14 protein-coding genes and 2 tRNA genes are annotated in these 11,995 nt (G+C 65.5%); 10 read left to right on the forward strand and 6 right to left on the reverse strand.

All coding sequences use genetic code 11. The features are described 5' to 3' along the window. The coding region (locus tag BMY25_RS21210; RefSeq protein WP_238858332.1) for a transposase at positions 1–358 on the forward strand (358 nt) is incomplete at its 5' end. Positions 359–390: 32 nt separating this feature from the next. On the opposite strand, the gene BMY25_RS14095 is transcribed toward BMY25_RS21210, so the two are convergent. Then, entirely contained in the window at positions 391–1,326 is a 936-nt protein-coding gene (locus BMY25_RS14095) for an ABC transporter substrate-binding protein (RefSeq protein ID WP_092497641.1), read from the reverse strand. A gap of 173 nt (positions 1,327–1,499) precedes the next feature. Between BMY25_RS14095 and BMY25_RS14100 the strand changes: the two genes are divergently transcribed. Further along, positions 1,500–1,961, forward strand: coding sequence for a DUF1236 domain-containing protein (locus BMY25_RS14100; RefSeq protein ID WP_428976972.1), 462 nt, complete (start codon positions 1,500–1,502; stop codon positions 1,959–1,961). Positions 1,962–2,177: 216 nt separating this feature from the next. Then, positions 2,178–2,891, forward strand: coding sequence for an OmpW/AlkL family protein (locus tag BMY25_RS14105; RefSeq protein WP_238858344.1), 714 nt, complete (start codon positions 2,178–2,180; stop codon positions 2,889–2,891). Positions 2,892–3,033: 142 nt separating this feature from the next. Here the strand turns inward: BMY25_RS14105 and BMY25_RS14110 are convergent. The 3 genes from BMY25_RS14110 to BMY25_RS14120 form a co-directional block, all read right to left on the reverse strand. Further along, positions 3,034–3,109, reverse strand: a tRNA-Arg gene (locus tag BMY25_RS14110). Positions 3,110–3,120: 11 nt separating this feature from the next. Continuing rightward, complete coding sequence (locus BMY25_RS14115) at positions 3,121–3,426, reverse strand: ETC complex I subunit (RefSeq protein ID WP_092497647.1); 306 nt, start codon at positions 3,424–3,426, stop codon at positions 3,121–3,123. An 18-nt stretch (positions 3,427–3,444) separates the two neighbouring features. Next, positions 3,445–3,521 (reverse strand) — tRNA-Pro (locus BMY25_RS14120). Between the two features lie 167 nt (positions 3,522–3,688). On the opposite strand from BMY25_RS14120, the gene BMY25_RS14125 reads away from it, so the two are divergent. Then, the gene (locus tag BMY25_RS14125) at positions 3,689–4,870 is read left to right on the forward strand and encodes a glycosyltransferase (protein ID WP_092497649.1); all 1,182 of its coding nucleotides are present in this window, start codon (positions 3,689–3,691) and stop codon (positions 4,868–4,870) included. A 36-nt stretch (positions 4,871–4,906) separates the two neighbouring features. On the opposite strand, the gene BMY25_RS14130 is transcribed toward BMY25_RS14125, so the two are convergent. Then, entirely contained in the window at positions 4,907–5,305 is a 399-nt protein-coding gene (locus BMY25_RS14130; protein WP_092497651.1) for a DUF930 domain-containing protein, read from the reverse strand. Positions 5,306–5,508: 203 nt separating this feature from the next. Between BMY25_RS14130 and BMY25_RS14135 the strand changes: the two genes are divergently transcribed. The 6 genes from BMY25_RS14135 to BMY25_RS14160 all read left to right on the forward strand — a co-directional run bounded on the left by BMY25_RS14135 (position 5,509) and on the right by BMY25_RS14160 (position 10,040). Further along, on the forward strand, positions 5,509–6,312 hold the full coding sequence (locus BMY25_RS14135; protein ID WP_092497653.1) for an MBL fold metallo-hydrolase: 804 nt from the start codon (positions 5,509–5,511) through the stop codon (positions 6,310–6,312). Positions 6,313–6,318: 6 nt separating this feature from the next. Further along, entirely contained in the window at positions 6,319–6,654 is a 336-nt protein-coding gene (locus tag BMY25_RS14140) for a hypothetical protein (RefSeq protein ID WP_092497655.1), read from the forward strand. A 341-nt stretch (positions 6,655–6,995) separates the two neighbouring features. Continuing rightward, entirely contained in the window at positions 6,996–7,691 is a 696-nt protein-coding gene (locus BMY25_RS14145) for a DUF1045 domain-containing protein (RefSeq protein ID WP_092497657.1), read from the forward strand. Continuing rightward, complete coding sequence (locus BMY25_RS14150) at positions 7,688–8,833, forward strand: alpha-D-ribose 1-methylphosphonate 5-triphosphate diphosphatase (protein WP_092497660.1); 1,146 nt, start codon at positions 7,688–7,690, stop codon at positions 8,831–8,833. Before BMY25_RS14145 ends, BMY25_RS14150 begins: the two co-directional genes overlap by 4 nt. 10 nt (positions 8,834–8,843) lie before the next feature. Continuing rightward, on the forward strand, positions 8,844–9,494 hold the full coding sequence (gene phnN / locus BMY25_RS14155; RefSeq protein WP_092497662.1) for a phosphonate metabolism protein/1,5-bisphosphokinase (PRPP-forming) PhnN: 651 nt from the start codon (positions 8,844–8,846) through the stop codon (positions 9,492–9,494). 75 nt (positions 9,495–9,569) lie between these two features. Then, positions 9,570–10,040, forward strand: coding sequence for a DUF4126 family protein (locus tag BMY25_RS14160; protein ID WP_092497664.1), 471 nt, complete (start codon positions 9,570–9,572; stop codon positions 10,038–10,040). Positions 10,041–10,085: 45 nt separating this feature from the next. Here the strand turns inward: BMY25_RS14160 and BMY25_RS14165 are convergent, their stop codons facing one another. Further along, the gene (locus BMY25_RS14165; protein WP_238858345.1) at positions 10,086–11,930 is read right to left on the reverse strand and encodes an extracellular solute-binding protein; all 1,845 of its coding nucleotides are present in this window, start codon (positions 11,928–11,930) and stop codon (positions 10,086–10,088) included. Positions 11,931–11,995 lie beyond the last annotated feature (65 nt).

The raw sequence follows: 11,995 nt of genomic DNA on the forward strand, positions 1-11,995 counted from the left end.
GCTGCTGATCACCGCCGGCCAGGCTTCGGACAAAACCGCCGTTCCGGACCTGCTGGTCGGCCTGCCCGCAGCCGGAGCACTCGTTGCGGACCGCGGTTATGACAGCCGCGCTATCCTCGATCTTGTCGCCAAAACAGGTGGACAGGCGCATATCCCCACCCAGAGCCGGGTCCGTGTGCAGCGCTCCGTTGAGCCAGCCCTCTACCGCCGGCGCAACCTCGTGGAGCGGTTCTTCTGCAAGCTCAAACACTTCCGCCGTGTCGCAACGCGCTTCGACAAGCTCGCCCGAAACTTTCTCGCAGCCCTCCTGATCGCCTCAACACGCCTATGGCTGAGAGCTTATGAGTCTACGACCTAGTCGGCCGGTTTCTCGGGGCTTGGCCCCGGCCGTCAGTGAAGCGCGACGGCATAATCCGCAACGGGCGGAGCCTGCTTGATCAACCCTTCGTCCTTCATGAACTGACCGAACCGCTCGTAGCGCGCGACGTCGAGACCCGCAGGGCTCTTGGAAAGACGCGGCCAGGTGTCGGCGTAGGCTCGGCGGTTCAACTCATTCGCCAGATCCGGATGTGACTTGGTGAACAGGGCGAAGGCCTCATCGGGATGGTTGGCGATGAAGAGGTCGGCCTTCTCCACCGCCGCGAGGAAGCGCCGCAGGCGATCATCCTGCAATTCATCCTTGCGCGCGATGAAGATCACCTCGTCGAAGGGAGGCACGCCATGCTCCTCGGGGTAGAAGGCGCGGGCCGGCTTCCCCTGCAACGCCAGTTCGGTGGCCTCGAAATTGCGGTAGGCGCCGACAACCGCGTCGACGCGCCCGGCGAGCAGGGCCGGCGTGAGCGCGAAGTTCACGTCGACGAGCCTCACATCGGACAGAGACAGGCCGACCGTCTCCAGCATCCGCTTGAGCAGGATGTCCTCGAACCCGCCGATGGAATAACCGACCGTCTTGCCCTTCAGGTCGGCAAGCGTCCTGATCGGCCCGTTTTCCAGTGCCATCACCGTATTGAGCGGCGTGTCGACCAGCGTGCCAAAACGGACGACCGGCAGCCCTTCGGCGACTTGCAGATAAAGGTTCGGCTGGTAGGTGATGGCGATGTCGCCTTGGCCGGCGGCGAGCAGCCGGGGCGGGGCGCTCGGGTCCGATGGCGGCACGAGGGTGACGTCGAGGTTCTGCTCGGCGAAATAGCCCTTCTCCTGCGCAACGACCAAAGGCGCGTGCTCGGGATTGACGAACCAATCCAGGAGCAGGGTCAGCTTGTCGGCTGCGGCGGCCGGAGCGACGGCCGAGAAGAACAAGGCGAGGGCGAGACAAAGGCGCAGCACGAACGGCTCCCCGAATTTGGATGCGGATTACCGGTAATCCGATGGGGCATCAGCGCAAGGGCTCCGGACCGGGAGCTCTGTAACATGCGGTAACAATTGTTCATTGCGCTCCTGGGGGAACCTATATTCGCCACGCCCCGTTCAGTTGCCAGTCGAAACAATCAACGGAGCACATCGTGCGTAAGATTATCGCCTCCACTGTTTTCACGGCAGCGACGCTGGCCAGCACGCTTGCCTTCGCCCAGACTACCACCACGGTTCAGTCCACTACCGCACAGCCCGCTCCTGCGGCACAGGGCGCCCAGACCGGCGCTGAAGTCGGTCACGGTGCCGGCAATGCCGTTGGCCATGCGGTCGGCGCGGTCGTCGGCGGTGCCGCCGGTGTGGTCGGTGGTGTAGCAGGCGCTGTGGTCGGTGGCCTGACGCCGCCCCCGCCGGAGGTGAAGACCTACGTTGTGCAGCAGCAGCAGCCCTCCGTCGTCTATCAGGAGAAGGTAGTCGTCGGCCAGCCGCTGCCGCAGACTGTGACGCTCTACCCGATCCCGCAGTACGACGACTACGAATACGCCGTCGTGAACAACCAGCGCGTGATCGTCGACGGTCACAGCCGACAGGTTGTTGAAATCGTCCAGTAATCCTGCACGTCAGCGCAGGTATGGAGCCCCGTCGGCGATGGCCGGCGGGGTTTTTTGTACGCGGCATAGGCTGTGTGTGGCCGCCTTGCCACAGAGGGCAGCGGGAAGGGAAATGTTGATCTGGATCACATGAGGGCCGTGGCGCGACTGCTACCCCGATCCTGCGCCGGCATCGGATTGCGGGATCTTCGTTGCCGCCGGTGCCCGGAGATCCCTGTGGGTTTTGAGATCATGTGGTTCCGTATTGCAGCCCTTTGCTCTGTCGCGCTCAGCCTCGGCGTGACTTCGAAGGTCTTTGCCGCCGACCTGCCGACGCAGCAGACGTCCTTTGCCGGCGACGCCCAGCCGATCGCCTTCAATCCCTGGATGCTGCGGGTCCGCGCGCTCGGTGTGCTGCCGGACGGCGATTCCAGCCTGAAGCTCAACGGAACCAGGCTCGGCGGCGACAAGACCGACATCACCAATACGGTCGTTCCCGAACTCGACATCACCTATTTCTTCACCCGGCATATCGCGGCGGAGCTGATCCTGGGCGCGACGCGGCACAAGGTCGAGGGCGCCGGCTCCATCAAGAGCCTTGGCGATGTCGGCGATGTTTGGCTGCTCCCCCCGACGGTGACCTTGCAGTACCACTTCGACCTGACGCCGAAGATCAAGCCTTATGTCGGCGCCGGCGTGAACTACACCTTCTTCTTCGGTGAGGAATCCAAGGGGATTTTCTCCAACTTCGACGTGCATAATCAGGTCGGCGGCGCGCTGCAGGCCGGTGTGGACTACATGATCAACGATCATTGGGGCCTGAACGTAGACGTGAAGAAGATCTTCCTGAATCCGCGCGTCACCGCCGATATCGACGGCGTCGGCCATGTCTCCGGCCACGTGAAGATCGACCCCTGGCTGGTCGGCGCGGGCGTCACCTACAAGTTCTAAGCAGGAAAAAGGGCACCCGCAGCATTCCTGCGGGTGCCCTTTCGACGATTGGAATGCGCGGATCGGGCCCGCGTGGAAGAAAAGGGCGCCGGATACGAGCTGGAGTAGGGGCCGAGGCCGCAAGGCAAATGGCGCGAATGTCTGGTGACCCCGGCAGGAATCGAACCTGCGACCAATAGCTTAGAAGGCTACTGCTCTATCCGCTGAGCTACGGGGCCAAATCAGACGACTAGTGCGTCCAGGGCTGCCGGCGGGTACGGCTGAAATTGTCGGAATAGGAGATCGTGAAGCGCTTGCGCTCGTGCGGCTCGGCCACGCGATAGGCGACGCCCATGCGCTCGGCGGCGGCGATCGCTTCTTCCTTGGTCGGGAACTTCATCCGGACCTGGGTCTGCGTATCGTCAGAGGAGGTGTAGCCCATCAGCGGCTCGATCGACGGCGCCGACTGGCGCTCGAACTCGAGAACCCAGAGATGGCTCTGCGCCATACCAGAACTCATCGCAGTTTTTGCAGGTCGATAAATCCGGGCAACCATGTCTCAATCCGAAGCAACTGGTCGGGGCAGCAGGATTCGAACCTGCGACCCTCTGCTCCCAAAGCAGATGCGCTACCAGGCTGCGCTATGCCCCGACGCCTGACTGTCTAAGGCTTTCGCCGATTGTGGCTCCTCCGTCAAGCTGAAGCACGGGAATTCGCCCAAAAGGCTTCCATGACGCCCCGGAAAGGGAGGGGAACGGCAGTGGCATGCACCCGTTGTTCCTTCAAACGCCGTCAGGGGCGGGGGGGAGGACCGGGCGATGACAGTGCTGAACGGCAGGAAAGACGGGCCGGCGAAGGTGATCATGCTTCCTTCCGCCGGGGGCGGCATCGGCCACATCGCCCGCACGGCCGCACTGGCGCGGGCGCTTGTGAAGCGGCAACCGGATATCGCGATCGAGTTCGTGCTGGATGCGGAGCGGCTGCGGCCCTTCAATATCGACGCGACGATGGACATGGGCTTCCGCCCGCGCCTGCTGCCGCCGCGCAATTCGGAAAACAGGGCGGGCTTCGTGCGTGCGTGCCTGGGAGATGCCGACCTGGTGGTCGACGATGTCGCGCGCTACCTGCTGCCGCTCCGTCACCATATTCCGAACGCCGCGTGGGTCTCGATCCTGATGCATCCGATCGGCGACGAGCTTTTTCTGGACTGGCCGTTCATCGCGCAGATGGACGCGCTGATCTGGCCCTACGCGCCGGCGATCGGCTTTCCCCAGGAGCTTTCCGGGTTTGAGGCGAAGCTGGTTCATACCGGCCCCTTTCTGGAAACCTCCGAAGTGCCGGAAAAGGCGGCGGCGCGGGAAAGCCTCGGCTTCGGCGCCGACGAGAAGCTCGTCGTCTATGCTCCGCGGGGCTTTCCTTTCGGGCGCGAATTCGGTCACCGGCTTCTCTCCAGTCTCTATCGGTCCGTGGAGAAGCTTCGCACTGAAGCGGACGAGGCGATCCGACTGGTGCTGATCGCCGTCAACGACCGCGAGGATCTGCGTGGCGTTTCCCATCTTCCGGCGAGGCTACCGGACTGGGTGACGGTCAAGGGCGTGGTGCCGGCGGCGGATTCGCTGCTCTACGAACGCGCCGCCGATATCCTCGTCGCGGAAGGCACCAGCACCATGCACGAGGGCGCGGCGCTGGGCACGCCACTCCTCGTCGTGCCCGGCCCCATCAAGGAAACGCAGAAGGTCGCCGCCAGCCTGAGCGAGGCCAAGGCGGCGCGCGTGATGGCGATCGGCGAGGTCACGGCCGAAAGCGTGCAGGCCGTCATGGCCGCCATGTTGTCAGGCGATCAACGTGCCTACACCGACAAGGCACGATCTCTGGTCATGGGAGGTGGCGGAGTGGCCGCTGCCGCCGACCTCGTTCTGGACATCCTGTCCCGGCCCCGCGTGGCGTGGACGCCGTCGATCTATTCCGGGCGGCAGCAGGCGACCGGCGGCCGCCCCTAACCGCCTCCGGAGGTCAGGTTCCCGGTCTTGGGGGCGTCAGGGGAAGAGGTTGTCCTTTTCCCATTCGGAACGCGGGATTTCCCGCTTCACGTCGATCTTCAGGGCGGTCGCGTGGGTGTGGTCCGGCGTCACCGTGCACTGGAACGCGAACTTGTACCACTTGCCCGCTCGGCGGAAGGCACCGGCCGAGCCCGTAAGGCCGTTTGCCGAGATCTTCAGCGGTGCGAGCGCGTCGATCATGGCGTGCTCGGTCGTGCCTTTCTTTTCAGCCGAGGTCTGCTTCATGACGGCCATGTTGCAGACCTGAATCATCCGTGTGGTGGGGTCCATCTTCATCAGCGCTTTGAGAACGCGGGGATCTTTGGTGGCGGCATGGGCCGGTGACAATGCGAGCGCCAGAACGAACGCGGCGCACGGAAAGAGGGCTTTCTGCAAAACGACGATATTCCTCGGATGCTGCGCCCGATGGGGCGGAGAGAACAGGCGGAGTGGGTCAGCGACGCTGTTCCGCCCGCCCAAAATGCGTGTGGCGCACACGGGGTCAAGTCACGGAGCAGCGAGGAACGGCCGGAGCGCCTGCAACTCCCGTCGAGGGCGACCGTTAATCCCGCTCTCGCAGCGGACAGAGGTCAGCAATCATGGCGATCACAACCACCGTCGATCAGGTTACCGATGACCTCACCCGTCTTCGCTTCGTGATGGTGAACCTGTATTTCCTCGGCACCGCGGACAATTGGGTCCTCATCGACGCGGGGCTGCCCGGCAGCAAGACCTCCATCATCGAGACCGCCGAGGCGCGTTTCGGCAAGGGCGCGAGGCCGAAGGCGATCCTGCTGACGCATGGTCATTTCGACCATGTCGGCGCGTTTCCCGATCTCCTGGAGCACTGGGACGTGCCGGTCTATGCGCATTCCGTCGAGCTGCCGTTCCTGACGGGTGCCGCCGATTATCCGCCCCCGGACCCCACGGTCGGCAAGGGCGTGCTGGCGCTTCTGTCCTTCACCTATCCCAACAAGGGGATCGACCTCGGCAGCAAGGTTCACGCGCTGCCGGAGGATGGCAGCGTGCCCTTCATGCCGGAGTGGCGCACGGTGCCGGTGCCCGGTCATTCGGCGGGCCAGGTCGCGTTCTTCCGCGAGCGGGATCGCTGCCTGATCGCGGGGGATGCTTTCGTCACGACAAAGCAGGAATCGCTCTACGCCGTGATGACGCAGGAAGAGGAGGTGAGCGGGCCACCCGCTTATTTCACGCCGGACTGGAGGGAGGCGCAGCGCTCGGTGGAGAAGCTGGTGGCGCTCAACCCGGAAATCGCGGCGACCGGTCATGGCACGCCCATGCGCGGTGAGGAACTCCGGCAGGGCCTCGCGGAGCTGGTCCACCATTTCGACGAGATCGCCGTGCCCGACCATGGCCGCTACGTGCCGGAAGAGAAGAAGGGTTAGGCCTCGATGATCCCGACCCGGATCCACGCCGTCATCGACTGGCTTGCGGTTCCCGCGGTGGAGCTGATGGGGCATTCGCGCGTCTTCAGCGGCCGCGTCCGGCGCCTTTTGAAAGGGAGCGCACGCGCGCATGCGGTCTACGCTGCCGCGACGGATTACGAGCTGGGGGCGGGCATTTTGCCGATGCGCGCGCATCTGGGTGCGGATGCCGCCATCGGAGTTGGGCTGATCGCGGCCGGCCTGTCGCTTCACCGCGAACCCACGCTTGTGCGAATCATGCTGGCCGGCATGGGCATGACGGAGCTCTTGCTGGTTTCACTGACGGACCGGAGACGTCGATGAGGCCGGCGCGCTTCGCGGTGAGCATCGCTGCGGACCCGGATCGTCGGCGCTCGGTGAGCGAATCGAAGCCGTTCATCCAATCGCGGTGACGAGGCGTCACGCCACGGCCGGCAGCCGATTGATGCAACGGAGTGCAGAGCGGGGAGTAGCTGTCCGGTCGCGCGAACAGCGTCAGGCCGCGCGCGAGAGGCACCGGTTCGGTTGCCGCCGTGAGAGAATTTTCCCCGGCTCTGGATTGATGACATCCTGATGCCTTACGAGGAGCAGGCGGCAGCCCGTCGCGACCGGAGGTCGCGGCCGATCTTCACTCCTCCTTCGCACGAACCCGTTCCAGAGCCCGTATGCGAGTTGCACTCTATTATACCCATGCCGCCGAGAACCCCCTTGCCAGGGCCGCCGCTCACTGGCTCGGTCGGGATGCCTTCACCGGGGAGCCGGTCCGGCAATCTGTCGCCGACGGCATCAGCCCGGAACGGCTGGCGGAACTGACGGCCGATCCCCGCCGCTATGGCTGGCACGCCACGCTGAAGGCGCCGTTCCGACTGGCCGAGGGACGTACGCTGCCCGAGCTGGAGCAGGCCGCGGCCGACTTCGCCGCACAGCGCGGACCGCTGCCGCTGACGCTGGACCTGCAACGGCTCGGCCCCTTCTTCGCGCTGACGCCGGCGGGCGACCCGAGCGCGATCAACGATTTCGCGGCCGATGTCGTCCGTGCATTCGAGCCGTTCCGCGCTCCGTTGACCGAGCCTGAAATCGCCCGCCGACGCCGGTCGCATCTTTCGCCGGAGCAGGATCGCTATCTTCTGGACTGGGGCTATCCGTACGTCTTCGACCTTTTCCGGCTGCATATGACGCTGACCGGATCGGTTCCCGACGGCGAGGCAGGTGCTACCGAGCGGGCGCTTCGCCGCCATTTCCGCGACTTTCTGGGAAAGCCCGGACAGCTCGACGCGCTCGCCATCTTCGTCCAGCCGGACGCGTCGCGCGACTTCCTCGTTCATTCCCGCATACCCTTGATCGCCCACGGAGCCGCCTGATGCAGGACACCCTTTTCCGCAATGCCCGCGTCGTCCTTCGCTATCAGGTCCTGCACGGCGATATCCGCATCGAGGACGGGCGTATCGCGGCGATTGAGGAGGGGAGCAGCCAGGGCTCCGCCGGCGAGGACATGGAAGGCGACTGGCTGCTGCCCGGCCTCGTGGAACTCCATACCGACCATCTGGAAACGCATTATGCCCCGCGTCCGGGCGTGCGGCTCAACCCGGTCGCGGCGGTGCAGGCGCATGACGCGCAGATCGCGTGCTCCGGCATCACCACCGTCTTCGATGCGCTTCGCGTCGGCATGGACGAGGATGCCAATCTCCGCAGCGACGACATGCGCCGCCTCGCCGACGCGATCGAGGAGGGGGCGGCCCGCGACTGGCTGCGCGCCGATCACTACATCCATCTGCGCTGCGAGGTTTCCGCGCCGGATGTGCTGCACGGCTTCCGCCTGTTCGAGAACGACGACCGCGTCCGGCTTGCCTCGATGATGGATCACACGCCCGGCCAGCGCCAGTTCATCAGCCTCGAAACGTACCGGAGCTACTACCAGCGCAAGACCGGGATGAGCGACGATGCCTTCGCGGAGTTCGTGAGCAAGCGGCTCGGCCAGTCGGCGGAGTGGTCCGACCGGAACCGGGAAGAGCTCGCCGGCATCTGCAACGCCCGCGGCATCGCGCTGGCGAGCCATGACGACGCCACCGTGGCGCATGTCGCGGAAGCGGTCGAGCACCATGTGCGGGTGGCGGAATTCCCCACCACGCTGGAAGCGGCCCATGCCTGCCGCGACGCGGGACTGAGCGTCCTCATGGGCGGCCCCAACATCGTCCGTGGCGGCTCCCATTCGGGCAACGTGTCGGCCCGCGCCCTTGCCGAGAAGGGGCTGCTCGACATCATTTCTTCCGACTACGTGCCGCTCAGCATGCTGCATGGCGCGTTCAAGCTGGCGGAAATGGTGGAGGCGATCAGCCTGCCGCAGGCGATCGCGATGGTGTCGGCCAATCCCGCGGAAGCCGGCGGCTTCGAGGACCGGGGCGAGATCGCCGTCGGCCGACGGGCGGACCTCGTCCGTGTCCGCGTGGACAGCGACATTCCGATGGTTCGGTCGGTGTGGCGCGAAGGACGCCGCGTGGCCTGAGGCGAAGGCGATGGAGCAGAACCGGAACTCACGGCAGGGGGCAAGTGGCGGCCTCGTCCTCATCGTCGGGCCGAGCGGCGCCGGCAAGGACTCCCTGATCGCCTATGTCCGCGAGCGGGTGGGGGCGAGCCTGCCGCTCACCGTCGCGCGCCGCGTGGTGACGCGCGCCGCTTCCGCCTCGGACGAGGATCATGACGAACTCTCGCCGGATGAATTCGCCCGGCAGGCGGAAGCCGGGGCCTTCGCGCTGCACTGGTCGGCGCACGGGCTGTCCTATGCCATTCCCGTCGGAATACGGGCGGAGCTGGAGGGCGGCCGCGTCGTGGTCGCCAACGTATCGCGTCGGGTGATCGATGCGGCACGCGGCAGCTATCCGCGTCTCATGGTCGTCAACGTGACCGCCCCGGCCGAGATCCTGGCGCAGCGCCTCGCCCGGCGGGGGCGGGAAAGCGAGGCCGAAATCCGCGCGCGCCTCGCTCAGGCAAGGAGCCGCACGGTGGAGGGTGACGACGTGCTCGCTCTCGACAATTCCGGCCCGCTGGAGACCGCCGGGGAGGCCCTTCTGGCCGCGTTGCGGCGCTGGGCGGCGGATATCGGAACCTCTGCCGCAATCCGGCCGGGCGCTCGTGACGCGGAAACAGGATCCACGCCTCGATCCTGAGGCGCGAAATGCGACTCGGACTGGATCTTCAGCGGTCCCCCGGGGTTGTCGTGCAGATCCATTCGGGAGAACTGCATGATCCGCTCGATCCTTCTCGGCGCCGTGGCCGGGCTTCGCTCCATGACGCCGCTTGCCGTGGTAAGTGCTGCCGCCGCGCGCGGACGCCTGCCCACGGATAATGGCGCCCCTCATCTTCTCGCGCGGCCAGCCGTCGCCTCGGCCGCCGCCGCGATGGCGGTTGCGGAACTCGTGGGCGACAAGCTTCCGTCCGCGCCCGACCGGATCATCCCGCCCGGCATGATCGCGCGGATCGCGACAGGCGCCATCGCCGGCGCCTCGATCGCGCCCCGCGACCAGCGTCTGGCGGCCGGCGCGATGGGCGCGCTAGGCTCGATCGCCGCATCCTATCTGGGCTTCAATGCGCGCATCCGGGCCATGGATCGCTATGGCCAGGTTTCCACCGGCCTGGTCGAGGACGCGATTGCCGTCGGCACGGCGATCTGGCTGGTCCGGGGCGCCCGCTCCGGACGAGGCTGGAGGTGGTAGGGTAGCCTCCGGCATAAAGAAAGGGCGGCCTCGGCCGCCCTTCCGTTATTTGCCCTGCCACCAGGTGGTGGGTTCGGGCCCCCAGAGTGACGCCTGTTCCGGATGCTCGACGCGAGCCCAGCGGCCCATCCACTGGCCCGGCGGGTGGAACAGCGGCACCACGTAGAAGCCGGAGATCAGCACCCGGTCGAGCGAGCGGACGGCGCTGACGAAGTCGCCCTGTCCATGAGCCGCGAGCATGGCGTTGATCATCGCGTCGACCGCCGGGCTTTTCACCCCCGAATAACTGAAGCTGCCGGGAGCGTCCGCGGCGGCGGAAGACCAGCGGCCGGCCTGCTCCGTTCCCGGCGAAAGCGACGCGGGAACGAGGATCTGGATCATGTCGTAGTCGAAGTTCTTCACCCGCCGCTCGTACTGGGCGGAGTCCACGTCGTGGATCCGGACCCGGATGCCCGCGAGAGCCAAAGTGCGGCTGAACGCCAGCGCCAGCCGATCCTGTTCACGGGTATTCGTCATGATCTCGAAGGCGAGCGGCTCACCGGTCTTCAGGTTGACCATAAGGCCATTCTTGAGCCCGTAGCCCGCCTGCTCCAGAAGCTCGACGCCCTTCCGCATGTTGTCGCGGTCATGTCCTGAACCGTCGCTTTCCGGAGGGCGATAGGTGCCGTTCATCACGTCCGGCACGACTGCGTCGGGGAAGGGGGCGAGCAGCCGGCGTTCAGCGTCGGTCGCCGGGCGTCCGATGGCCGAGAGCTCGGAGCCTTCGAAATAGCTGCCGGTCCGCTCGTACTTGCCGTAATAAATATTGCGGTTCAGCCACTCGAAATCGAGGAAATAGGTGAGCGCCTGCCGCACCCGCGCGTCTTCGAATACTGGTCGGCGCGTGTTGAAGAAGAAGCCGTTCATTCCCGCCGGGATCTGGATCGGGAACGTATCGAGCACGACTCGACCCTCATGCACGGCCGGAAAATCATAGGCGATCGCCCATCGCGCCGGATCGTTCTCCGGATTGATGTCGAAGAGCCCCTTCTTGAAGGCTTCGAAATAGGCGCTGGCGTCGCGATAATATTCCACACGGACCTGGTCGAAATTGTCGAAACCGCGCTTGGCCGGAAGATTGCGCGCCCAGTAATTCGGATCGCGCTTCAGGGTGACGCTCTTGCCGGGATCGACGGCCGCGATCGTATAGGGCCCGGAGCCGATCGGGATCTTGAGGCTCGACCGGTCGAAGGTGGCGGCATCGACCGCGTGCTTCGGCAGGATGGGCATCAGGCCGATCAGGAGCGGCAACTCCCGGTTCGTGCCGGGCTTGAGGACGAAGCGAACGCCGTGGTCACCGAGTTTTTCCGCTCGGTCGAACAGCTTGTAAGTCTCCCGGTATGGGCGCTCGCGGCCCTTTTCCCGCAGGAGATCGAAGCTGAAGATCACGTCGTCGGGCGTGATCGGAACACCATCGGAGAACTTCGCCTCGGGCCTCAGCTGGAAATCGACGGTCGAAAGATCCGGCGCCACGTCGACCGTGCTGGCGATGAGCCCATACATCGTGAACGGCTCGGCCTTGCTGCGGACAAGCAGGCTTTCCCAGATATTGTTGCCCCAGGTCATGTCCCAGAGCCCGCGAGGCGCCGTTCCCTGCAGAATGAAGGGGTTGAGGCTGTCGAAGCTTCCGACCCCGGCATAGGTGATGGAGCCGCCCTTCGGCGCGTCCGGATTGGCATAGGGAAAGTGCGTGAAGTCGGCGGGCAGGGCAGGTTCGCCGTGCATGGCGATGCCGTAGGTGGGCTCCGCCCAGGCGGCGCGTCCGGCCACGAGGCAGAGCCCCAGCCAGAGGGTGATTCGCAGGAGGCTCTTGCAGGCCGTGGACGTTCTGGCAGTTCTGAAAACGATCACCGGGTTCCTTTCGGGTGCCGGGGCGGCAGATTCGGGTTCGGTGCGGCAGCAAAAACGATGCGCCA

This window comes from Faunimonas pinastri, from assembly GCF_900110915.1.
GTDB lineage: Bacteria > Pseudomonadota > Alphaproteobacteria > Rhizobiales > Afifellaceae > Faunimonas > Faunimonas pinastri.

Excerpts from the sequence above, each read along its gene's own strand:
- BMY25_RS14115 (WP_092497647.1), bottom strand. The coding sequence starts at position 3,426 with ATGGTTGCCCGGATTTATCGACCTGCAAAAACTGCGATGAGTTCTGGT.
- BMY25_RS14125 (WP_092497649.1), top strand. The coding sequence starts at position 3,689 with ATGACAGTGCTGAACGGCAGGAAAGACGGGCCGGCGAAGGTGATCATG.
- BMY25_RS14135 (WP_092497653.1), top strand. The coding sequence starts at position 5,509 with ATGGCGATCACAACCACCGTCGATCAGGTTACCGATGACCTCACCCGT.
- BMY25_RS14140 (WP_092497655.1), top strand. The coding sequence starts at position 6,319 with ATGATCCCGACCCGGATCCACGCCGTCATCGACTGGCTTGCGGTTCCC.
- BMY25_RS14145 (WP_092497657.1), top strand. The coding sequence starts at position 6,996 with ATGCGAGTTGCACTCTATTATACCCATGCCGCCGAGAACCCCCTTGCC.
- phnN (WP_092497662.1), top strand. The coding sequence starts at position 8,844 with ATGGAGCAGAACCGGAACTCACGGCAGGGGGCAAGTGGCGGCCTCGTC.
- BMY25_RS14160 (WP_092497664.1), top strand. The coding sequence starts at position 9,570 with ATGATCCGCTCGATCCTTCTCGGCGCCGTGGCCGGGCTTCGCTCCATG.